This window comes from Streptomyces sp. NPDC054783, from assembly GCF_053611725.1.
Map to the genome: position 1 here is coordinate 15420 of NZ_JBSHAY010000010.1, position 22850 is coordinate 38269.

The window sequence follows — 22850 nt, forward strand, 5'->3', positions numbered from 1 at the left end:
TTTCGCCTGCCCGCAGCCATGCGGGTGCCCCGGTACTGCGAAGTCGGCGGCGCTGCAGTTCCCGAGGGGCGCGGGGAACTGCGCGGGCGGCCGGCGAGCACCCGCGGTCGCCCACGCACCCGCACGCGCATCCCAGCGGCGCCACGAAAACGTCGCCCCTCACTTCTGCAGGATCGACAGATCCTCCGTCGTCTTCGGTACCGCCACCATGCCCCGGTCGTTCGGGAGGGTTTGGATGGTGAAGCCGGGGATGCCGGACTCCGTGGCGGAGAGGGTGCGGGAGGCGTAGACCGGGCCGCCGGAGACGGTTTCGACGGTGAGGGCGAAGGTGCCGTTGAGGCCGGAGGGGGCGGGGACCGGGACGTTCTCGGTGGTGCCGGACTTGATCGTGTAGGTCTTCGTCGTCGGCGTGCCGCCGTCGCTGCCCGCCGACGCGGTGACCTTGACCGTGGCGGTGGCGGTGGGTGCGGCCAGGGAGAGGGTCGTGCCCTTGGCGCTGTTGTCGGCCGAGGTCGCGCGCGTGCCGACGGGGGCGGTGGCCGGGATGAAGGCCGTCTCTTGTTTGTCGCCCTTGCCGCGGATCACCCGGAGGGCCGCGACGACCGGGACCGACTGGTCCGTGGGGGTCAGGACGAGGGAGCCGGCCTCGCCTCGGGTCACGTCACCGAGGTCGGCCGTGGTCGTCATGCCCGACTTCACGTGCAGGGTCTCGTTGCCCGCCGGGGTGATCAGGCCGTCCGGTGAGGCCAGGCGGACCTTCAGGTCGGCGTCGTCGCCGCCGGGGGTGAAGGCGATCAGGCGGACATCGGTGGCGTCCTTCGGGATGCCGGGCAGGATCAGGCTGCCGGCCGGGTCGGCGGCCGCGGCCAGCCAGTCGCCGCCCACCTTGTCGTCCAGGGCCTGCACGGCCGCCCCGACCCTGCCGCTGCGCACGCTGACGTGCACGGTCAGGTCGGCCTGCTGTGCGTCGGTGAGCGTGGACAGCAGGATCGGCTTGCTCGCGTGCGGCGGGACGGTGAGGTTCTCGCCGAGCGGTGACTTGATCGCGCCGTCCTTGCCGTACAGCTCGATGTCGACGACCGCGGCGGAGTCGTCGGGGTTGGTCAGGTGGACGTAGTCGGTGCGGCTGCCGGCCGTGCTGGCGCCCGGGAACCAGAAGTCGGTGTCCGCGGCGGTGCAGTTGACGCCCTGCAGGCCGCGGCCGGTGCCGGCGGCGACCTCGGTGGTCTCCTGGACGGTCCAGCCGGGCGCGAACTTCCCGTCGGCGGTGCCGATGAGCGCGGGCGCGTCGGCACCGGAGGTGTCGCCGGTGACCGGGGTGCCCGGCGCCTTCGGGGTGAGAACCGGCTGGTCCGCCGTCTTCTTCCCGCTCTTGGCCCCCTTCGAGGCCTTGCCCGTCCGGGAGTTGCCCGTGCCGTCCGCCGAGTCCTCGCCGGCTGCCAGGAGTTGGGCCTTGCCGTCGCTCGCCGTGCCCTGGGTGACGGGCGTGAACGACGTGTACGACGTGTCGGCGATGTCCGAGATGCTCGGCGCCGGGCACAGCAGGCTCGTGCGCTGGACCGGCAGGTTCGCGGCCGCCTCGGGGGCGGCGGCACCGGACGCGGACGGACCGTCGAACGCGGCGAACGCGGTGACGGCGGCCAACGCGCCGCCGGCGGCGATCAGGGACAGGGTGGTGCGGTTCACTGCTGGCTCCCGTCGGGGCGCTCGCTGCCGGTGCCGTGGGGGTGCTGGGCCGGGTCGTAGCCCTGCTGGGCGGGGTCGTACGCGGGGTTGTAGCCCTGCTGGTAGGCCGTCGGGTCGTACGGCATCTGGTCGGCCGTACCGCCGTAGGCGTACGGGTCGTACTGGCCCTGGCCCGTCTGGTAGGGGTCGGCCGCCGGGTACGCCTGCTGGTCGTAGCCGGAGGGCGGGTACTGGCCGCCGCCGTTCTGGTACTGCTCGGCACCGTAGTCGGCGTATCCGGCACCGGCGTAGGAAGTCGGGTCCCACTCGTCGTAGGACTGCTGGTGGGGTACGGCGGCCGGGGGCTGCGTCGGCAGGGGCGGCGCGGCCGGCTGTTCGTCGCCGGGCTGCTCCTCGGTGGCCTGTTCCTCGGTGGCCTGTTCCTCGGCCTGGGCGCGCAGGCGGCGGGCGCGGCGGCCCTCGCCCGCGGTGGCCTGGGCGGGCAGCGGCTCCTCCTCGGGCAGGTCGTCGTCGACGTCGCGGCGGCGGCCGGGCAGGGCGAGGACGACCAGGACGACGGCGAGCGCGCCCTGGGCCCACAGCCAGGCGGTGTGGGTGATCGGGTCGCTGTAGGTGACGTCCAGCCTGCCGCCGTCGGCGGGCAGTTGGAAGCCCTGGGCCCAGCCGTCGACCGTGGTGCGGGTGAGCGGATGGCCGTTCAGGCTGGCCGTCCAGCCCTCGGAGGCGGTGTCGGCGAGGCGCAGGACGCGGCCGCCCGGGCCGGCGGGGACGGTGGTGTGGATCTCCACCGGGCCGGCGGAGACCGGCTGGGCGGTGCCCGAGCCGCCGGCGGGGACGATCGTGGCGCGGGAGACCTCATGGTCGACACGCCACAGGGCGCTGCCGTTCTGCTGGCTGAGCCGGGTCAGGCCGGGGGTCGTGTCGAGGACGCGGGTGATGTCGCGGGGCGCGCCCTTGTGGACGAGGACGTAGCGCACGGCGAAGCCGCCGAGTTCGTCGGCCTGGTCGGCGCCGGAGCCGGCGACGAGGTTGGCGACGACCTTGTCCAGCCGGGTGTTCTGGCCGTCGGCGGTGCTGATCTCGGCGTCGCCCATGCGGGCGCCGGAGCCACGGACCAGGCTGTAGCGCACGCGCACGGCGGAGTCGCTGTCCAGGATGAGGGTGCGGGCGCGGTCGCCGGTGGTGGAGTCCTCGGCGACGAACGCGGGCACCTGGGTCGGGTCGCGGCGCTCCAGGGGGCCGGCGGCGCCGCGGATCATCCAGCCGGCGACGACGAGCAGCGGGCCCGCGGCGCAGGCGAACGCGATCAGGGCGGCTACGGGCTGGCGCCAGCCGAAGCTCTGCTCGGCCACGCGCGCGCGTGCGCCGTCGGCGCCGAGGACGGCGGCGGCCAGCAGGGCGATGCCGTAGACGAGGGTGGCCGGTCCGGCCCAGGCGGACCTGTTGGACAGGGCGGCGAAGACGAGGCCGGCCAGGGCGACCGCCCAGGCGGTGCGGACGGCCGGCTGCCGCTCGGAGCGCAGGAGTGCGGCGAGGGCGGCGAGGACGATGCCGATGAGCATCAGGCCGTGCACGGTTCCGGGGCCGCCGGGGCTGGCGCCGAGCAGGTCGAGTGCGGAGGCGGCCGAGGTGCCGTAGGCCAGTCCGGCTTCCTTGAAGAAGCCGGTCGGGAGCAGGGCCAGCGACCAGGGAGCGAGCACCAGCAGCGGGGTGCCGAGCTGGGCGAGGAAGCGCAGGATGTGTGCGACGAGGTCGCCGCGGCGCAGCGCGAGCACGCCGATGCCGAGGAGCAGCGCGATGGGCCAGACGATCGGCGTGAAGGCGGTGGTGATGGTCAGCAGCAGCGCGTACGCCCAGGTGGCACGCCAACTGCCGCGCGCCCCGGAGCGGTTCGCGAGGCCACTCGCGGCGACACCGGCGCGCGCGACGAGCGGCAGCAGCACGGCGAGGACGGCGGTGCCGATGCGGCCGCCGGCCAGGGCGCCGGTGGTGGCGGGCAGGAAGGCGTAGGCGATGGCGGCCCAGGCGCGCAGCAGCCGGGAGGTGACCAGCGGCCGGGAGGCGAAGTAGGCGGTGAATCCGGCGAGCGGTACCGAGGCGACCAGCAGCACCGTCATCGCGAGTCCGGCGGAGCCGAACAGGATCGTGGCGAGGGTGGCGACGATCGCGAGGTAGGGCGGGGCGGCCGGGGTACCGCCCGCGCCGACCGGGTGCCAGGAGTCGGCGAAGCGGGACCACAGGTCGCCGGCGCCTGCCGGGGCGGGCAGCAGGGCGCCGCCCGCGAGCGCGCCGCCGCCGAGCAGGGCGCGGCAGGCGGCCAGGGAGATGAGCAGCAGGGCGAGGAAGAGCACGGGGCCGGGCTTGCGGGCGATCCGCTTGAGCCGGGCGAACTGCTCGACCTCCAGGAAGTCGGCGTCGTCGCCGCCGGGTCCGGACTCCACCGCGCCGCCGTGCCGGCCGGCCCGGAGGCTGTCGTCGGAGCTGCTGGTGAAGTTGGCGGCGAGCTGTTCCACGGTGGCCCGGACGGTGGCGCCGGGCGGGGGGAAGAGCCGGCGCAGTTCGTCCTTGTCGATCTGCGAGGATCCGCGGCGGCGCCGCGCGGCGAAGATCCGGCCCGGACGCAGCAGGGTGGCGAGCAGGCCGCGGATCTCGTCGACGGCCTGGCCGGGCACCTTGCCGACCAGGTAGGCGACGGTCCGCAGGAGCGTGCCGAAAACGAGCCGCAGGAACACCCAGGGCAGCGCGCCGCCGCGAGTGTTGACGAGCAGGGTGTAGACGGCGCCGGCCTTGTCGACCTTGTGCGGGGAGGCGGCGGTGCGGCCCACGCAGTCGACGGTGCGGCGCTCGCGGGAGGCGGCCTCGGCGTGCCGTACGACCGCGTCGGGGGCGATCAGGACGCGGTGGCCCGCGGTGTGGGCACGCCAGCACAGGTCCACGTCGTCGCGCATCAGGGGCAGCCGGCGGTCGAAGCCGCCGAGCTGTTCGAAGACGTCGCGGCGGATGAGCATGCCGGCGCTGGAGACGGACAGCACGGTTCGCACGTGGTCGTGCTGGCCCTGGTCCTGTTCGCGGCGGTCCAGGCCGGTCCAGCGGCGGCCGGAGTTGGCGATGGAGACACCGACCTCCAGCAGTTGCCGGCGGTCGTACCAGCCGCGCAGCTTGGGGCCGACGACCGCCACGTCGTCGCGGCCCAGGTCGAGTTCGTTGTCGACGACGCGCAGCAGTTCGGCGAGGGCGTCGGGTTCGGGTGCGCAGTCGTCGTGCAGCAGCCAGAGCCACTGGACGGGCTCGCCGTACGGCAGTTCGGGCATGTCGTAGGCGTCGTCGCGCCACGAGCGCGTGACCGGGTCCCAGCCGCTGGGGCGCTTGAGGTACGGCAGCTCCGCCGGGGTGAGGACCGGGGCGGTGCGGCACGCCTCCTCGACTGCCTGGCCGAAGCCGGTGCGGCGGGCCAGGTGCACGACGTTGGCATCACCGAGGGCATCGGTGAGCAGCCGGGCGGAGTCGTCCGCGCTGCCGGTGTCGGCCGCGACCGCGTACTGCACGGGTCGCTCCTGGCCGAGCAGCCCGGCGAGGACGTCGGGCAGCCAGCGGGCGCCGTCGTGGGAGACGAGGACCGCGGTCACCACGTGACGCGGGAACTCGGGCGGGCGGGACGGGTCAAACGCCGCGGAGGCAGCCGGTTCTTGGACTGCCGTATGGCTGTGCACGGACATCGAGGTACGGGCCCCGGTTCGATGGACTGCGGTGGACGCCCGCGCCCTCTCGGGGGCCGAGGGGGCAGCGGGGCGTCTCGGACGAGCGACCACACTATCGGCTGACCATGACGTCGGCCCGCCGCCTGTGGATAACCCACCGGCTACGGGCCGTTCGTGACGTTTTGGGGTGGATGTCCGTGCGTCGTGCGGTCAGATGGCGGCCTTCTTCAGCCGGCGGCGCTCCCGCTCGGACAGGCCGCCCCAGATACCGAAGCGCTCGTCGTTGGCGAGGGCGTACTCGAGGCACTCGGAGCGGACCTCACAGGCGAGGCAGACCTTCTTCGCCTCTCTGGTGGAGCCGCCCTTCTCGGGGAAGAAGGACTCGGGGTCGGTCTGGGCGCACAGCGCGCGCTCCTGCCAGCCGAGTTCCTCGTCCGCGTCGTCGACCAGCAGTTGCTGCACCAGCTCGGTCATGTGCGCCCCTCGTCTGTCTTTCGCGTCCCCGTGTGCGTTGCCGTTACCGATTTCGGCTGAACGACACGAGTGAAATTACAAGTGTGCTGCTCCGGGCGAGTCAAGCCGAGATCTGCTATTGGGCCCGTTATTCACTCTGCGGAACCAAGCCCGTGCGGAAAGTGTTCAAATCGCCTTAAACCGTGACACGCAGACGAGGCCCGGAGGGGCACCCGGAACCCGTACGGACATCTATACGGAGAAGGACGCCCTGGCGTTCGATCGCGTTCCGCGCGGCTTGAGCGCCGGATGTGCCCCATGTGTCCCGACACCCCGATGAACAAACCTTTCACCTTCGAGATGAACCGGATGAGGTGAAACCTGTCCCATATGCCGGGCGCCGAGTTGACACTGCGGGTGTGAACCGATGTTCTAGTGGGCATGCTCGCGAACTTGGCACTCACCTCGACCCGCACCGCCGGGTCCCTCGGTGCTGCCCGGTCCCGCTGTAGCTGTTGTCGCTGTTGCAGCTGTTGAGCCCCCACCTCGCTCCAGTTGCAGGCCGTGTCCCCCGTGACCCGGTTTCTTCGTTCTTTGTTCCCTCCGGCCTTCTCTCACCGAGGAACCACCGAACCCCATGAACAGCGACAACGACCTCCAGATCGCCGGCGACATCCTCGAAGTCCCGCACCTGCTCCAACCGCCGCGCGAGCACCCGTCCACCATTGCCGAGTTCGTGGGTCTCGCCCGCCGGATCGCCGCCGACCGCTCCCAGTGGGAACACCTCGTGCGGTACGACGCCACGACCCGCTGGTACCACCGGCTGCGCACCGGCCCGGGCTACGAGGTGTGGCTGCTGACCTGGGTGCCGGGCCAGGGCAGCGGGCTGCACGACCACGGCCGCTCCTCCGGTGTCCTCACCGTCCTGGAGGGCGCCCTCACCGAGCGCACCGAACGCGCCACGCGCGCGTTGGCGGCGGGCGCGCAGCGGGTGTTCGCGCCGGGGTACGTCCACGAGGTCGTCAACGACACCCTGGAGCCGGCGGTCAGCCTGCACGTGTACTACCCGGGCCTGACGGAGATGCCGATGCTCCCCCAGTCTCAACTTCGTTCGACCGGGGGGACCCCCACGTCGCCGCACTGCGAAGCTCGTCCGGTGACTGCCTGACGCGTTGTCGTACCCGCCTGCAACACTGGGCCCCATGCGCATTGTGGTTCTGGCAGGCGGCATCGGTGGTGCCCGGTTCCTGCGCGGTCTGAAGCAGGCCGTGCCGGACGCGGACGTCACGGTGATCGGCAACACCGGCGACGACATCCACCTCTTCGGGCTGAAGGTCTGCCCCGACCTGGACACGGTGATGTACACGCTGGGCGGCGGCATCAACGAGGAGCAGGGCTGGGGGCGGGCCGACGAGACCTTCCACCTCAAGGAGGAACTGGCGGCCTACGGCGTCGGGCCGGAGTGGTTCGGCCTGGGCGACCGGGACTTCGCCACGCACATCGTGCGCACGCAGATGCTCGGCGCGGGCTTTCCGCTCAGCGCCGTCACCGAGGCGCTGTGCGACCGCTGGAAGCCGGGCGTGAAGCTGATCCCGATGACCGACGACCGCGTGGAGACCCATGTGGCCGTGGAGGTGGACGGTGAGCGCAAGGCGGTCCATTTCCAGGAGTACTGGGTACGGCTGCGGGCCTCCGTCCCCGCCGAGGCCGTGGTCCCGGTCGGCGCCGAGCACGCCAAGCCGGCGCCCGGCGTGCTGGAGGCCATCGCCGAGGCGGACGTCATCCTCTTCCCGCCGTCCAACCCGGTCGTGTCCATCGGCACCATCCTCGCCGTGCCCGGCGTCCGGGAGGCCATCGCGGACGCGGGCGTGCCCGTGATCGGCCTGTCCCCCATCGTCGGGGACGCCCCGGTGCGCGGCATGGCCGACAAGGTGCTCGCCGCGGTCGGCGTGGAGTCCACGGCCGCCGCGGTCGCCGAGCACTACGGCTCCGGCCTGCTGGACGGCTGGCTCGTCGACACCGTCGACGCGGCCGCGGTCGAGCGGGTCGAGGCGGACGGCATCCGCTGCCGGGCCGTACCGCTGATGATGACCGACGTCGACGCGGCCGCGCAGATGGCGCGGGAGGCGCTGGCGCTGGCCGAGGAGGTGCGGGAAGCGTGAGCGGGGAGCGCCCGGAGTACACGGTCCGGGCCCTGTCGGGCATCCCCGAGGTGCAGCCGGGCGACGACCTCGCCAAGCTGATCGCCGCGGCGGAGCCGGGCCTGGCCGACGGGGATGTGCTGCTCGTCACCTCCAAGATCGTCTCCAAGGCGGAGGGCCGCGTCATGCAGGCCGCCGACCGGGAGGCGGCCATCGACGCCGAGACGGTCCGAGTGGTGGCCCGGCGCGGGGCCCTCAGGATCGTGGAGAACCGGCAGGGCCTGGTCATGGCCGCCGCCGGGGTCGACGCCTCCAACACCCCCGCCGGCACGGTGCTGTTGCTCCCCGAGGACCCGGACGCGTCCGCGCGCGCGATCCGCGAGGACCTGCGCGCCGCCCTGGGAGTCGACGTCGGCGTGGTCGTCACCGACACCTTCGGGCGGCCCTGGCGTTCGGGGCTCACGGACGTGGCGATCGGGGCCGCCGGGGTGCGCGTGCTGGACGACCTGCGCGGGGGCACGGACGCGTACGGCAATCCGCTCAGCGCCACGATCGTCGCCACGGCGGACGAACTGGCCGCCGCCGGCGACCTGGTCAAGGGCAAGGCGGCGGGCCGGCCGGTCGCGGTGGTGCGCGGCCTGCCGCACGTGCTGGCCCCGGAGGACGGCGAGGGTGCGCGGGCGCTGGTGCGGACCGCGCGGGACGACATGTTCCGGCTCGGCACGTCCGAGGCGGTCCGCGAGGCGGTGATCCAGCGGCGTACGGTCCGGGCGTTCACCGACCAGCCCGTGGACCCCGGGGCGGTACGGCGCGCGGTGGCGGCGGCGGTGACCGCACCGGCCCCGCACCACACCACCCCCTGGCGGTTCGTCCTTCTGGAGTCGGCTCAATCACGGACCCGGCTGCTGGACGCGATGCGGGACGCCTGGATCGCAGACCTGCGCAGGGACGGCAGGAGCGAGGAGTCCATCGCGAAGCGGGTGCGCCGCGGGGACGTCCTGCGCAACGCGCCGTATCTGGTGGTGCCGTGCCTTCTCATGGACGGCTCCCATCACTACGGGGACGCGCGGCGGGACGGTGCCGAGCGGGAGATGTTCGTCGTCGCGATGGGCGCGGGCGTGCAGAACCTGCTGGTCGCGCTGGCCGGGGAGCGGCTGGGCTCGGCCTGGGTGTCGTCCACGATGTTCTGCCGTGACGTGGTGCGCGAGGTGCTCGACCTGCCCGCCGGCTGGGAGCCGATGGGCGCGGTGGCGGTCGGGCATCCGGCCGAGGAGCCGAGACCGCGGCCGGAACGGGACGCGGGGGCCTTCACAGAGGTGCGCTGAGTTCGGCATACGCGGCCGTAGCCGGCGTACGACCGCCTAGTCTCGAAGGACAGCACCGGCTCCCCCTCCCCCGGACCTCACAGGACCTCACGTGGCAGGACGTTTCGCTCAGCGCCCCACGCGTACGACCGTGCGCGGCGGCCATGCCGGCGTGCCCGCGGGCGCCGCTGCCGGGATACCGCGGCAGGCTTCGGCTCCGGCGCGGGTACGGCGGTGGGTGCCGGACGGGCCGCTCGATCTCGGGCTGGTGCTCGGGCCGCTGCGGCGCGGGCCCGCCGACCCCACCTTCCGGGCCGCCGCGGACGGATCCGTGTGGCGGGCCAGCCGTACGCCCGCCGGGCCGGGCACGCTGCGGGTGCGGGCGTACGGCGGTGAGGTGCACGGCGAGGCGTGGGGGCCGGGGGCGGAATGGCTGCTGGACCGGCTGCCCGAGTGGCTCGGCGCGGCCGACGAGCCCGAGGCGTTCGTGCCTCGGCACCGGGTCGTGGCCCTGGCACGGCATCGGCGCCCCGGCTTGCGGCTGACGCGGACCGGGCTGGTGCTGGAGTCCTTGATCCCGTCGGTGCTGGAGCAGAAGGTCACGACCGACGAGGCGTATCGGGCGTGGCGGTTGCTCGTGCGGAAGTTCGGGGAGCGCGCACCGGGACCGGCGGGGGCCGGGGAACGGCCGATGTACGTGATGCCTGCGCCACGGACGTGGGCGCTGGTTCCCTCCTGGGAGTGGCATCGGGCCGGGGTCGACGACAAGCGGGCGTCGACGATTCTGCGTGCCGTGCGGGTCGCTGCGCGGCTGGAGCAGGCGGTGGGAATGCCGGCGGTCGAGGCTCAGGCGCGGTTGGAGGTCGTGCCGGGAATCGGGCCGTGGACGTCGGCGGAGGTGGTACAGCGCAGTCATGGGGCGGCGGATGCGGTGACGGTCGGGGACCTGCATCTGCCGGGGATCGTGGGGTGGGCGCTGGCGGGGGACCGGCATGCCGACGATGCGGTGATGCTGCGCTTGCTGGAGCCGTATGCCGGGCAGCGGCATCGGGCGGTCCGGTTGATCCTGCTGAGCGGGAACGCGCCTGCGCGCCGGGCGCCGAAGATGCCTCGGGTGGACATCGGGCTGCTGTGAGGCGCCCTGCGCTGCGGCGGCTGGGCGGGGGTGGGTTCGCTTGCCGGCTGCTGCGGTGTGCAAGGTGCTGCCGCTGGACGACGGGGAGTTCCGCTCGCCCGCACTGGCCAGGTGCAAGGTGCTGCCGCTGGACAACGGGGAGTTCCGGTTGCCCGCGCTCGCGGGGTGCCGCCGCGCCCACCCGTGCCGCCCCTAGCGGCACGACCGACCGCAGCCACGGCGGCATGGCGACCGCTGCCCGCAGCAACGCGGGTACGACGGGCGCTGCCGAGCGGGCACCGGACCAGCGGCACGACCGACCGTGGCTACGCACGTCTCACCGCTGTCGGGTGGGTGCCGGGCAGTGGCTCGGCCGGCTGCGGCGGCGGTGCTTTGAAGTCGGGCGTACTGCAACTCCAAAGGGACGCGGGGAACTGCGCGAGCAGCCACCGCCGTGCCGCGGATGAACACATGGGGGTCCGGGGGCGCAGCCCCCATGGTCGGCGCTCCGAGTGACCGTTACTGGTCGGAAGAGAAGCGCACCGCGCCCGCCGGGATGCGGGCGTCGCACCACACGCGTACTCCCTCGCGGAGTTCGTTGTCGGCGCCGATGACCGCGCCGTCGCCGACGACCGTGCCGGTGAGGACCGTGCGTTCGCCCACGCGGGCCCTGGTGCCGATGAGGGAGTCGGTGATGACGGCGCCCGGTTCGATGACGGCCCCCGGGAGGATCGTGGAGCCGGAGACCCTCGCTCCCTCGGCCACGAACGCGCCCTCGCCGACCACCGTGCCGCCGGTCAGCTTGGCGTCCGGCGCCACCGTCGCCGTGGGAAGGATCAGGCGGTCGCCGCAGCGGCCGGGGACCGCCGGGGACGGGGCGCGTCCCAGGACCAGGTCGGCCGAGCCGCGGACGAACGCCGCCGGGGTGCCGAGGTCCAGCCAGTACGTGGAGTCGACCATGCCCTGGAGATGGGCGCCGGCCGAGAGGAGGTCGGGGAAGGTCTCGCGCTCCACCGACACCGGGCGGCCCAGCGGGATCGTGTCGATGACCGAGCGGCGGAAGACGTACGCCCCCGCGTTGATCTGGTCGGTGACGATCTCCTCCGGCGTCTGCGGCTTCTCCAGGAAGGCGAGGACGCGGCCGGTCTCGTCCGTGGGGACCAGGCCGTAGGCCCGCGGGTCCGTCACCTTCGTCAGGTGCAGGGAGACGTCCGCGCCGGTCGACTTGTGCGTGTCGACCAGGGCCCTGATGTCCAGGCCCGTCAGAATGTCGCCGTTGAAGATGAGCACCGGGTCGTCGGGGCCGGAGTGCAGACGCGAGGCGACATTGCGGATCGCGCCGCCCGTGCCGAGCGGCTCCTCCTCCGTCACGTACTCGATGCGCAGGCCGAGGGAGGAGCCGTCGCCGAAGTACGGCTCGAAGACCTCGGCCAGATAGCTCGTGGCGAGGACGATGTGGTCCACGCCCGCCGCTTTGGCGCGCGCCAGCTGGTGCGTGAGGAACGGCACCCCGGCGGCGGGGACCATGGGCTTGGGCGTGTGCACCGTGAGGGGACGCAGCCGGGTGCCTTTGCCGCCGACCAGGAGGATCGCTTCTGTCACCTGTCGTCTCTGCTTCCTGCCGGGACCGGCCGAACTACTCGTTTCACTCGTTTCGGCCGGTCAGTGTATGCAGACCGTAGCGGCGGCTCCCTTGACAACCACCCGGTTTCCCACGAGATCGGTGAGAGAACGGTGTGAGAGCGGCGGGCCCCCGAAGACGGCGCCGAGCGCACACCCCGGCCGGCTCAGCGCCCCTGGTAGCGCGCCGCGCTGGAACGGGCCGTACCGAGCTTGGCGTAAAGCCGTTTGCCCGGGCACTCGGTGGCGAATCCGTCCCGATGGCCGGAGATCACGTTCAGTCGTACCTTCTTACCTTTGGGGTAGAGGTTGCCACCGCCCGACGTGAGATATGTCTTGGCCCGCGGATCGGCCCCGGAGAGTCCGAGCTTCCACGCGATGAGCCGGGCGACGGCCGTCACCGCGGCGCCGGACGGCTTCGTCTTGCCGAACGAGCCGATCACCGCGATGCCCGTGCTGTTGTTGTTGAAGCCGAGGGTGTGCGCGCCGAGGACCGCCTTCGCCACGCCGCCGGCCCGGCCCTCGTAGATGGTTCCGCACTTGTCGACGAGGAAGTTGTAGCCGATGTCCCGCCAGCCCATGCTCGCGACGTGGTAGCGGTAGATACTGCGGATGACGGAGGGGGCCTGGGAACAGCTGTACTTGTTGCCGGAGGCCGTGTGGTGCACGAAGGCCGCCTTGATCTTCTTCGTGTAGACGAAGCCGCTCTGGCGCAGTGACTCGTCCGCGCCCCAGCCGCGGCGGGTGACGATCCGCGGGCGCGGCCCGATGTACGGCTCGGCCCGCACCGGGCCTTCCAGGCGGGCGAGTTCCCGCTCGGTGGCCCGCTTGCCCAGCGCCGGGATCTCCAGGGCGCCGAAGCGGGCGATGTCCGTGTTGGCGGCCGAGGCCGCCCGTGCCGCCTCCGAGCGCGGACCGGTCCGGGGCGCCTGGGCCGGCGCGTCCCCGGACGCCGCCTCCACACCGGGATCGACGAGTTCCAGTCGCAGGCCGGAGGGCAACGGGGGCTCCGGGCGCTGCGGTTCGGCCGTACGACCGTCCTGCGCGCCCCGGCCGGCGGTGCGCACCCGGAGGTCCACGCCGTCGGATGCACCCACCCACAACGGTGCGGTCGCCCCGCGCACCCGCCGCGCGTCGCGTTCGGCCGTGCCCGGGTCGGCGCCGTGGTCGGCGTTGTGCGTCTCGACGTCCTGCCAGCCGGACCACTTCCCCGTCCGCGCGGACCGTGTCCGCACCTGGACCCGGCCGTGCAACTCGGTGTCCGGGTCGTCCCAGACGACCCCGACCAGCGAGAAGTGCTCGCCGTCGGGCCGGTACAGGCCCTGCTCCGGGGCGGTGCCGAGGACCCGCACGCGGGAGAGGGGGACCAGGGGCAGCGAGCGGGTGCTGCCCGGGACACCGGCTTCGGGCGACCGTACGGATGCGCCGGCCTCGGACGGCGGCGCGGGTACGGCGGCCCCGGACGGCCGCGCGGCTACGGCGGTCCCGGACAACGGCACGGCTGCGGCGGCCCCGGACGGTCGTGCGGGTGCGGTGACTGCGGACGGTCGTGCGGGTGCGGCGGCCGCGGGCGGGGCCGGCAGCGGAAGCGCGAGGGCCGCGGCGCAGGTGACGCCGATCGAGGAGACGGCGATCGACGGGGCGCCGTTGGACGAAGTCAGGAATCCACGCATAGTTATGATCTTGGACATAGTCATACAAATCTGTCCATCCGTGAACTGACGGACCGTCGGAAACCGTTCCGCCGAACCGGTGGCCCCACCGCACGCTGCGCGCGCCCGCCCGCGCGTACCCTTTTCCGGGTGAACGCCACCGATCGCACCCCTGCCGACCTGCTGGCTTCCGCGCTCGCCGCGGACCCCGGCCGCCCGCTGGTGACCTTCTACGACGACGCCACGGGCGAACGCGTCGAACTGTCCGTGGCCACCTTCGCCAATTGGGTGTCCAAGACCGCGAACCTCCTTCAGGGCGACCTGTCCGCCGGTCCCGGCGACCGGGTCGCGCTGCTGCTGCCCGCGCACTGGCAGACGGCGGTGTGGCTGCTGGCCTGCTCCGCGGTGGGCGCGGTGGCGGACGTCGGCGGGGATCCGGCCGCGGCGGACGTCGTGGTCAGCGGACCGGACTCGCTGGATGCGGCACGGGCGTGCCGGGGTGAGCGGGTGGCGCTGGCGCTACGGCCGCTCGGCGGGAGGTTTCCGCAGGCCCCGGAGGGGTTCGTCGACTACGCCGTGGAAGTGCCGGGGCAGGGGGACCGGTTCGTGCCGTTCGCTCCGGTGGAGCCCGAGGAGCCCGCGCTGATCGTCGCCGGGCGGGAGTTCAGCGGGGCGGAGGTCGTTCAGCGGGCCCTGGCCGAGGCGCCCTCGCTGGATCTGACGGGGCCCGGATCGAGGTTGTTGTCCGGGCTGTCGTACGACACCTGGGAAGGGGTCCGCGCGGGGTTGTACGCACCGCTGGTCACCGGCGGGTCCGTGGTGCTGTGCCGGCATCTGGACCGGCTGGACGAGGAGACTCTCGCCCAGCGGATCGAGAGCGAGCGGGTGACCGCGGTACGCCGCTGAGCGGCAGCGCCGTCCCCCGAGTGGAGTAGCACAGGGCGCCTCCCCCGCCCTCCCCCGCCATGGTCGTAAGAGCAGGACGTGACGCTCGTACGCCATGAGGGGGTGCCCCACCCGTGCCCGACACCGCAGGCAAGGCCCTCGGTCCCGGCCCCGGGGCCTCCGCCACCGGCACAGGGCTCGTACGGCGGCGTCGGCGGCGGTGGGCGAAGGTGACGGCGCTCGGTACCGCCGTCCTCCTCGCGGCGGCCGCCGGGACCGGCTGGGCCCTCTACGCCAAGCTCAGCGCGAACATCACGGCGGACGACGCGGCCGCCCGCGAACTGGCCCGGTACGAGCGGGAACGGCCCTCCGAACTGGTGCGGGGCGCGCAGAACATCCTGCTGATCGGGTCGGACACGCGGGCCGGGGAGGGGAACTCCGCATACGGGCGGGATCTGGGCACCGAGCGGTCGGACACCACGATCCTGCTGCATCTGGCCGCCGACCGGCGCAGCGCCACCGCCGTGTCCCTGCCGAGGGACCTGATGGTGGACATCCCCGGCTGCATGCAGCCGGACGGCAGCCGCAGCGAGCCGGTGTTCGCGATGTTCAACCACGCCTTCCAGCTGGGCGGTTCGGCGTGCACGATCCGGACCGTCGAGAAGCTGACGGACATTCGGATCGACCATCACGTGGTCGTGGACTTCAGCGGCTTCACGAAGATGGTGAACGCCGTCGACGGGGTGCAGGTCTGCCTGAAGGAGCCCATCGACGACAAGGCGGCCCTGCTGAAGCTGCCCGCGGGCAGGGTCACGCTCAACGGGCAGCAGGCGCTCGGGTTCGTACGGGCCCGCAAGTCGCTCGGCGACGGCAGCGACACCGAACGGATGGAACGCCAGCAGCGGTTCCTCGGCGCGCTCGTCGACAAGATGCAGAGCAACGATGTCCTGCTGAACCCGGTGAAGCTGTATCCGGTGCTGGACGCGGCGACCTCCTCACTGACCACGGATCCGGAACTGGCCAGTCTGCGTGGCTTGTACCAGTTGGTGCGCGGGCTGCGTGACATCCCCACCGAACAGGTGCAGTTCCTGACGGTGCCGAGGGAGTCGTACGTCTACGACGCCAATCGTGACCAACTCGTGGAGCCGGAAGCCGAGAGGCTGTTCGCCCGACTGCGGGCCGACCAGCCCGTGGCGGTGGCCCGGGAGACGCCGCAGGAGACGCCTCAGCAGACGGCGGAGACGGCGCAGACGGGTGGACAGCCGGACGGCGGGAACGACGCCTCCGCCGGCCCGTCCCCCACACCGACGTTCCGCGGGAACACCGCCGCCGAACACACCTGCCAGTAATGCGCACATCAAGACGCCGAACTTCCGTCCAGGAAATGAGGCGGATTGCCCAGTTGTAGGCACAGGGAATTTGTCACGGGCGTCGCTTGACGCTGAACTGGGCGGATAGTGTGAGCGATCCGGTGCACCCGGCCGCGAGGTCCGTCCTGGGGCCGTGCACTGATTCACCGAGACCCGAGCGTCTTTGAGGGGGAAGGCGCCGCGTGGCCCCGACGGAGGATTCGGACAACCGTGGACGCGCAAGGCCGTGGGCGGGCGGACAACATCGATCCCGCAGACCAGTGGGTGCTCAATCCGAACACCGGCGAATACGAACTGCGACTGGGCCCTTCCGCACCGCAGTCGCCGGTTCCCGGACCCCGCAGACCCGCCTCCCGGGCGGGCTCCGGCGCGCCGCGCCGCCGTAACGACTCAGCACCCGGCGACACGCGCGAGACGCGCCAGGGGCACGGGGGCGTCGTACCCCCGCCGCGGCCGGGCCGGCGCCGGGGCGGCGAGCCGGAGACCCCGCAGGGGCGCAGGGCCGCCCGGCGGCCGGTGAAGAAGAAGTCGAAGGCGAAGAAGGTGCTGGCGTGGACCGCCGGCGGCACGGCGTTCGTGCTGGTCGCCATCGGCACCGCCGGCTACCTCTACCTCAAGCACCTCGAGGGCAACGTCACCACGACGGACGTCGGCAGCGCGGCCAAGAACGGCTTCAGCAAGGACGACGCCTTCAACATCCTGATCATCGGCACCGACAAACGCACCGGGAAGGGCAACACGGGCTACGGCGACACGGGCAGCGTCGGGCACGCCGACACCAACATCCTGCTGCACGTCTCCAAGGACCGGACGAACGCGACCGCGCTCAGCATTCCGCGCGACCTGGTCGTCAACGTGCCGGACTGCCCGACCAAGCAGGCGGACGGCACCGAGAAGGTCATCCCCGGTACGGGGAACGTCCGCTTCAACACCAGCCTCGGACAGGACGGGCGGGACCCCGGCTGCACCATGCGCACCGTCAAGGCGGTCACCGGCATCCAGCCGGACCACTTCATGATGGTGGACTTCAACGCGGTCAAGACGCTGACGACGGCCGTCGGCGGCGTGGACGTGTGTCTCGCGCACGCCGTGAACGACAAGGAGTCGCACCTCAACCTGCCCGCCGGCAAGCACAAGATCGAGGGCGAGCAGGCGCTGGCCTTCGTCCGCACCCGGCACAGCTGGGGCAACCAGGGCGACCTGGACCGCATCAAGGTCCAGCAGCAGTTCATGGCCTCGCTGATGCGGAAGATGTCCTCCAGTGACACGCTCACCAGCCCGAGCAAGCTGATCGACCTCGCCGAGGCCGCCACCAAGGCACTGACCGTCGACAAGGGCATCGGCTCCGTCGGCACGCTCAAGGACATCGCGCTGGAGCTGAAGAAGGTGCCGCCGAAGAACATCACCTTCCTCACGGTGCCGGTGAAGGACAACCCGGCGGACGGTGTCATCCACAAGACGGTGATCGTCGACCCTGCGCTGGCCCCGCAGGTGTTCGACGCGATCAACAACGACGTCTCCTTCACCGAGGTGAAGAAGAAGCAGAAGGCGGAGAAGGACGCGGAGGCCGCACGCCTGAAGGGCAGCAGGTCCGCGCCCTCCGAGGTGCGGGTGCGGATCCTCAACGGCGGTGCCGTCGCCGGCAGCGCGCAGGAGACCCTCGGCTGGCTGCAGAACCAGGAGGGCGTCCTCAAGTCGGAGAACGCGGGCAACGCGCCCGCGGAGCTGGACAAGACCACGCTGGAGTACGCGCCCGACCAGGCGGCGCAGGCCCGGGAGCTGGCTCAGCTGATGGGTCTGCCCGGTTCCGCCCTCAAGCCCGGCAAGAGCGTGACCAACTCCCAGGGGCTGCCGGCGATGACGCTGACCCTGGGCAAGGACTTCAAGGGCGCGGGCGTCTCGCTCACCGCTCCGAAGAAGGCTCCGGACGTGGACAAGTCCACGGCGGACAAGGTGAAGTGCGCGTCGTAGGTAACCCAACGGGCCCGTCGTGCGTCTAACCGGACGCGGGACGGGCCCGTTGTAACGCGCAAGGGTGGGGAGGGCAGGAAGTTTGGCGCAGAGCGATGTGCGAGGGCAGGCCCCTGCGGTCGACGACACGATGTCGCCCGCACGGCGGGACCGGGACACACCGGAGGGGTCCGGCCGGCACGGCGGCGGGCGGCGCAGAGGGGGTTCCACGACGGACCGGCCGCGGCGCAGACGGCGCGCCCTGCGCTGGTCCGCGACCGTGCTGGCCGTGGTCATACTCGGCACGGCGGGCGCCGGTTACCTGTACTACCAGCACCTGAACGCGAACATCCGCAAAGGCCAGCGCAGCAGCGCCGACGACTCCAAGGCGTACAAGACGCCGGCGAACGCGGCCGGGCAGACGCCGGTGAACATCCTGCTGATCGGCTCCGACAGCCGTAACACCCCCCAGGATCTGAAGCTCGGCGGCAGCAGGAGCAGCGTCGGCGCTCCCCCGCTCGCCGACGTGCAGATGCTGATTCACCTGTCCGCGGACCGCAAGAGCGCCGCCATGGTGAGCATCCCCCGCGACACCCGCGTGCACATCCCCAGGTGCACCGACCCCAAGACCGGCAAGCATTATCCGGAGACCGACGACATCATCAACACCACCCTGGCCCGGGGCGGGGCCGGCTGCACGCTGGCCACCTGGGAGGACCTCACCGGGGTCTACATCGACCACTGGATGATGATCGACTTCGCGGGCGTGGTGAACATGGCGGACGCCATCGGGGGCGTCGAGGTCTGTGTGAAGCAGAACGTCTGGGACCACCCGACGCCGGCCCAGCCCGGCGGCTCCGGGCTGAAGCTGAAGGCCGGGACCCAGAAGGTCTACGGCGAGCAGGCCCTGCAGTGGCTGCGCACCCGGCACGCCTGGGGCAGCGACCTGATGCGGGCCCGTGCCCAGCACATGTACCTGAACTCGATGGTCCGCACCCTGAAGCACCAGAACGTCTTCACCGACAGCGGGCGGCTGATGGACCTGGCCGAGGCGGCCACCAAGTCGCTCCAGGTCTCCGAGGAGATCGGCTCGGTCAAGAAGCTGTACGACCTGGCCATGGAACTGAAGTCGGTGCCGACGAACCGCATCACGTCGATGACGATGCCGCACCTCGACGACCCGCAGAACAGCGAGCACGTCGTGCCGGACAAGGCCAACGCCGACAAGGTGTGGCAAATGCTCCGCGACGACGTGCCGTTCGACAAGAACGGCAAGGCGTCGGCCGCGAAGCAGGTCGAGGTCAAGACCCCGGCGACCAAGTCGCCCTCCACGGACCCGAGTCGACTGGGGGTGCTGGTGCGCAACGCCACCCAGACCTCCACCGAGGCCCCGGTCGGCGGCCGGGCGAACGACGTCAGCCAGGTGCTGGCGCAGCACGGCTACACCCGGGCGACCGCCGACACCTCGGGGACGCTGTCCGAGGACAGCACGGTCGTGCAGTACCCGAGCGCGGACCTGGCGGGCGACGCCCAGGCCGTCGCCAAGGCGCTTGGCATTCCCATGAGTTCGGTGAAACAGTCCACCGACGTGTCCGGGGTCACCGTCGTCGTAGGGGCGGACTGGCGCACCGGCAGCAGCTACCCCAAGCAGTCCGAGCCGAAGCCCGGGGACATGCCGGGCAACACCGACTCGATCAACGGCGCGGACACCAGCAAGTGCATGGACGTGTACAGGCCCTATCAGTGGTGACCGGCGTCGGGGCCCCGGCGACGGGGCCCCGACGGATGGTCAGGCGCTGTACACCGCCGGCCGCCGCGAGGCGATGACCTTCCGCGCCAGCGACTTCGGACTGGTCAGAAAGCCCCAGCCCCACGACATGTGCATGGTGGCCAGGGCCACCGGTATCTGCAGCCGGGCCTTCGGGGGCAGCCCCCTGCCCGCCGGGACCGAGCCCGCGACGATCGCCGCCAGATAGCCGCCGGGCACGACGAGGGCCCACGGGGTGAGCACCGCGCCGGCCACGATTCCGGCCGCTATCGCGCACACCGCCGCCGGCGGGGCGAGGTAGCGCAGGTTGATGGAGCCGGAGTGGTAGCGGGCGACGACGTGCCGCCAGCGGCCGTAGTCCTTGTACTGCTTGGCCAGCGCGCGGACGGAGGGCCTCGGCCGGTACGACACCCTGAGCTCGGGCGAGAACCAGATGAGGCCGCCCGCCTCCCTGATCCTGAAGTTCAGCTCCCAGTCCTGGGCGCGGATGAACTCCTCGTTGTAGCCGCCCTGCTGCTCCAGGGCCTCGCGGCGGAACACCCCGAGGTAGACGGTCTCGGCGGGCGCGGCCTCGCCACCCGTGTGGAAGGCGGCGTTGCCGACCCCGATCTTCGAGGTCATCGCGGCGGCGACGGCGTGCTCCCAGTCGTTCTCGCCCTCGGCGTGCATGATGCCGCCGACGTTCTGCGCGCCGGTCTCCTCCAGGAGCCGGACCGCGGTGGCGATGTAGTTCTGCGAGAGCATGCCGTGGCCGTCGACACGAACCACGATCGGGTGCCGGGAGGCCTTGATCGCCGCGTTCAGCGCGGCGGGGGTACGGCCGGTCGGATTGGGAACGGTGTGCACGCGCGGGTCTCCGGCGACCAGCTCGGCGGCGATCTCGTCCGTGCGGTCCGTGGACGGACCGAGGGCGATCACGACCTCCATCTCGCCGGCGTACTCCTGCGCGAGGATCGCTTGGACGGCCCCGCGCAGATGCCGCTCCTCGTTGAGGACGGGCATGATCACAGATACGGCGGGGTGTCGCACGTCGGGCTTGGCGTTCATAGGGGGCTCACGTTACCGCGAACGGGGGACACCGGTGCGCGCCGCCGGGGCGGAGGGCCGGGCTGGAGATCGTATCGGCCTACCGTGCTCACGGATCCCACGTACGGCCTCGTCCGGAGGTGTCCCCCTTGGCAAGCCCGCCCCGGTCCCCCGCTCGTCCGCAGCGCCGACCGCAGCCGCCCCGTCGTGTGCCGCGTCCGCCCGAGCGGCCCGTGCGGTCCGTACGGTCGCCACGGCGGCCCCGCTGGGCCATGCGGGCGGTGAGCACGCTGTCGGTCGTGGTGCTCGCCTCCGCCGGGATCGGTCACGCGGTGATGAGCAGCCTGGACGCGGGGATCGCCCGGATCGACGCCTTCAAGGACATGAAGAACCGGCCGCGCGCGGGCCAGGGCATGAACATCCTGCTGGTCGGCACCGACGGCCGCGACAGGATCACCGCGGCGGAGCGGCGGCAGTACCGGCTGGGCGGGGTGCCCTGCCACTGCACCGACACGATGATGATCGTGCACGTCTCGGAGAACCGGGAGCGGGCCACCGTGGTGAGCCTGCCGCGCGACTCCTATGCCGAGGTGCCCGCGCACACCGACGTCAACTCCCGGCGGGAGGTCGCACCGCACCCCGTCAAGCTCAACGCGGCCTACGCCGAGGGCGGCCCCCAGCTGACCATCCGCACGGTCGAGAGCATGACCCATGTGAAGATCGACCACTACCTGGAGGTCGACTTCACCAGCTTCATGAGGACCGTGGACGTCCTCGGCGGGGTGAACGTCTGCACCACGACCCCGCTGAAGGACTCCTACACCGGCCTCGACCTCAGCCCCGGCACGCACATGCTGGGCGGCGGGCAGGCCCTGCAGTACGTGCGGGCCCGGCACGTGGACGGGGCGAGCGACCTCGGCCGGATGCAGCGGCAGCAGCGGTTCCTGGCCGCGCTGATCGAGCGGGCCACCTCCTCCGGGGTGCTGCTGAACCCGATGCGGTTCAGGGACGTGACCCGCGCGGTGCTCGGCTCGGTCCGTGCCGACGAGGGCTTCGGCACCGACGAGCTGCTCGACCTCGGCCGGGCCATGCGGAACTTCTCCCCGTCCTCCTCCGAGTTCACCACTGTGCCCATCGTGCAGATGAACTACGCCGTCAAGGGCCTCGGCTCGACCGTGAAGTGGGACCAGGCCAAGGCGGACCAGCTCTTCTCGTCCCTGCGCGACGACAAGCCGCTCACCGTGGACCAGCCGCAGCGCGGCCACGGCCCGGCGCCCTCGGCGCCCGTGGAGGTGGATCCGCGGCAGGTCCGGGTCCAGGTGGAGAACGGCACCGGCACGGTCGGCCTCGGCAAACGCGTCGACGCGGGGCTCGCGGCGACCGGCTTCGCCACGACCCGGCTGCCGGTGACGGCGACCTCACACGTACCGCACTCCGTGATTTCGTACGACCCCCGCTGGGACCGCTCGGCCCGTGCCCTGGCGGCCGCCCTGCCGGGGGCCCAGCTGCGCGCCGTACCGGGCCAGGGTCCGTTGCTGAGGGTGACCGCCGGGGCGGACTTCAAGAACGTGCACAAGGTGCACTTCGAGGACCCCGCCCGGCCGCAGCAGGCGGCTGTGCGCGGCAGCGAGGTCGTGTGCCCGGGAGCCGGCTCATGAGGCGCACTTCACCTGGTCGGCCGCCACCGTCTGGTGTTGAAGCGGACGCCCCGGGTGCCCGGGACGGTCTTGGACGACCCGTCCGGCTGTCTGGTCGGGCAGTCCGGTATGTCGGTGATCAGATCCCGGGGGCGCCGGCGACGACCACGAAGGCGAGGGTGCCGGTCGTCCACAGCAGGATCCTTTTGCCGGTGGACCTCTTCCCGACCTTGCGCTGGGCACGGGCGCGGGCACCGGTCCGGCCCGCGGCACGGCGAGGGCCGGGCACTCCCGGCCGCCCCGTGGCATCCGGCGCGGACCGCGGCGCCGGTACGGCCGGCTGCTCGGCGAGCGCGGCCGGCTGCTCGGCGGTCGGGGCCGGCCGCAGCTCGTACTCGCCGGTATCCGGGTTCAGCACCCACTGGTCCGCGGGATCGAAGCCGCCGCCGCGGCCGGATTCTGATGTGCTCACGTCATCACGGGTATCCGCACAGATCATCGACGGACGGCCGACGTGACACTTGCCACTTCCGTACAACCCTCTTG

17 protein-coding genes are annotated in these 22850 nt (G+C 72.2%); 10 read left to right on the top strand and 7 right to left on the bottom strand.

Translation table 11 applies throughout. The features are described 5' to 3' along the window. Positions 1 to 159: 159 nt before the first annotated feature. The 3 genes from ACWGJ5_RS19130 to ACWGJ5_RS19140 form a co-directional block, all read right to left on the bottom strand. Positions 160 to 1686: a DUF5719 family protein gene (locus ACWGJ5_RS19130; RefSeq protein ID WP_453310848.1), complete on the bottom strand. Its 1527-nt coding sequence runs from the start codon at positions 1684 to 1686 to the stop codon at positions 160 to 162. Further along, a complete protein-coding gene (locus ACWGJ5_RS19135) occupies positions 1683 to 5402 on the bottom strand; it encodes a glycosyltransferase (protein WP_453310849.1) in 3720 nt (1239 codons plus the stop codon). Before ACWGJ5_RS19135 ends, ACWGJ5_RS19130 begins: the two co-directional genes overlap by 4 nt. A 192-nt stretch (positions 5403 to 5594) precedes the next feature. Beyond that, positions 5595 to 5858, bottom strand: coding sequence for a WhiB family transcriptional regulator (locus ACWGJ5_RS19140; protein ID WP_010986447.1), 264 nt, complete (start codon positions 5856 to 5858; stop codon positions 5595 to 5597). Positions 5859 to 6474: 616 nt separating this feature from the next. Between ACWGJ5_RS19140 and ACWGJ5_RS19145 the strand changes: the two genes are divergently transcribed. The 5 genes from ACWGJ5_RS19145 (at position 6475) to ACWGJ5_RS19165 (ending at position 10613) form a co-directional block, all read left to right on the top strand. Then, positions 6475 to 7005, top strand: coding sequence for a cysteine dioxygenase (locus ACWGJ5_RS19145; RefSeq protein ID WP_453310850.1), 531 nt, complete (start codon positions 6475 to 6477; stop codon positions 7003 to 7005). 34 nt (positions 7006 to 7039) lie between these two features. Further along, positions 7040 to 7999 (top strand): 2-phospho-L-lactate transferase, encoded by a 960-nt coding sequence (gene cofD, locus ACWGJ5_RS19150; RefSeq protein ID WP_453310851.1) that lies wholly within the window; start codon positions 7040 to 7042, stop codon positions 7997 to 7999. After that, entirely contained in the window at positions 7996 to 9303 is a 1308-nt protein-coding gene (locus ACWGJ5_RS19155) for a coenzyme F420-0:L-glutamate ligase (RefSeq protein WP_453310852.1), read from the top strand. The genes cofD and ACWGJ5_RS19155 overlap by 4 nt, the downstream gene beginning before the upstream one ends. Before the next feature lie 91 nt (positions 9304 to 9394). After that, positions 9395 to 10417, top strand: coding sequence for a DNA-3-methyladenine glycosylase family protein (locus tag ACWGJ5_RS19160; protein WP_453310853.1), 1023 nt, complete (start codon positions 9395 to 9397; stop codon positions 10415 to 10417). 40 nt (positions 10418 to 10457) lie between these two features. Further along, complete coding sequence (locus tag ACWGJ5_RS19165; protein ID WP_453310854.1) at positions 10458 to 10613, top strand: hypothetical protein; 156 nt, start codon at positions 10458 to 10460, stop codon at positions 10611 to 10613. A gap of 302 nt (positions 10614 to 10915) precedes the next feature. Here the strand turns inward: ACWGJ5_RS19165 and ACWGJ5_RS19170 are convergent, their stop codons facing one another. Then, on the bottom strand, positions 10916 to 11998 hold the full coding sequence (locus ACWGJ5_RS19170; protein WP_228626792.1) for a mannose-1-phosphate guanylyltransferase: 1083 nt from the start codon (positions 11996 to 11998) through the stop codon (positions 10916 to 10918). A 185-nt stretch (positions 11999 to 12183) separates the two neighbouring features. Further along, positions 12184 to 13689, bottom strand: coding sequence for an N-acetylmuramoyl-L-alanine amidase (locus ACWGJ5_RS19175; RefSeq protein ID WP_453310855.1), 1506 nt, complete (start codon positions 13687 to 13689; stop codon positions 12184 to 12186). 129 nt (positions 13690 to 13818) lie between these two features. On the opposite strand from ACWGJ5_RS19175, the gene ACWGJ5_RS19180 reads away from it, so the two are divergent. The 4 genes from ACWGJ5_RS19180 (at position 13819) to ACWGJ5_RS19195 (ending at position 19623) form a co-directional block, all read left to right on the top strand. Continuing rightward, positions 13819 to 14574 (top strand): TIGR03089 family protein, encoded by a 756-nt coding sequence (locus tag ACWGJ5_RS19180; RefSeq protein WP_453310856.1) that lies wholly within the window; start codon positions 13819 to 13821, stop codon positions 14572 to 14574. Positions 14575 to 14687: 113 nt separating this feature from the next. Beyond that, on the top strand, positions 14688 to 15902 hold the full coding sequence (locus tag ACWGJ5_RS19185; RefSeq protein ID WP_453310857.1) for an LCP family protein: 1215 nt from the start codon (positions 14688 to 14690) through the stop codon (positions 15900 to 15902). Positions 15903 to 16133: 231 nt separating this feature from the next. Next, positions 16134 to 17894 carry an LCP family protein gene (locus tag ACWGJ5_RS19190; RefSeq protein WP_453310858.1) on the top strand — a complete coding sequence of 587 codons (1761 nt, stop codon included), beginning with the start codon at positions 16134 to 16136 and terminating at the stop codon, positions 17892 to 17894. A 130-nt stretch (positions 17895 to 18024) separates the two neighbouring features. Beyond that, complete coding sequence (locus tag ACWGJ5_RS19195; RefSeq protein ID WP_453311050.1) at positions 18025 to 19623, top strand: LCP family protein; 1599 nt, start codon at positions 18025 to 18027, stop codon at positions 19621 to 19623. 39 nt (positions 19624 to 19662) lie between these two features. Here ACWGJ5_RS19195 and ACWGJ5_RS19200 read toward each other — a convergent pair whose 3' ends face one another. Continuing rightward, positions 19663 to 20688 (bottom strand): glycosyltransferase family 2 protein, encoded by a 1026-nt coding sequence (locus tag ACWGJ5_RS19200; RefSeq protein ID WP_453310859.1) that lies wholly within the window; start codon positions 20686 to 20688, stop codon positions 19663 to 19665. Positions 20689 to 20816: 128 nt separating this feature from the next. On the opposite strand from ACWGJ5_RS19200, the gene ACWGJ5_RS19205 reads away from it, so the two are divergent. Beyond that, positions 20817 to 22325, top strand: a complete 1509-nt coding sequence (locus tag ACWGJ5_RS19205) for an LCP family protein (protein WP_453310860.1) — start codon at positions 20817 to 20819, stop codon at positions 22323 to 22325. A gap of 118 nt (positions 22326 to 22443) precedes the next feature. Here the strand turns inward: ACWGJ5_RS19205 and ACWGJ5_RS19210 are convergent, their stop codons facing one another. Continuing rightward, positions 22444 to 22776 carry a hypothetical protein gene (locus ACWGJ5_RS19210; RefSeq protein ID WP_453310861.1) on the bottom strand — a complete coding sequence of 111 codons (333 nt, stop codon included), beginning with the start codon at positions 22774 to 22776 and terminating at the stop codon, positions 22444 to 22446. Positions 22777 to 22850 lie beyond the last annotated feature (74 nt).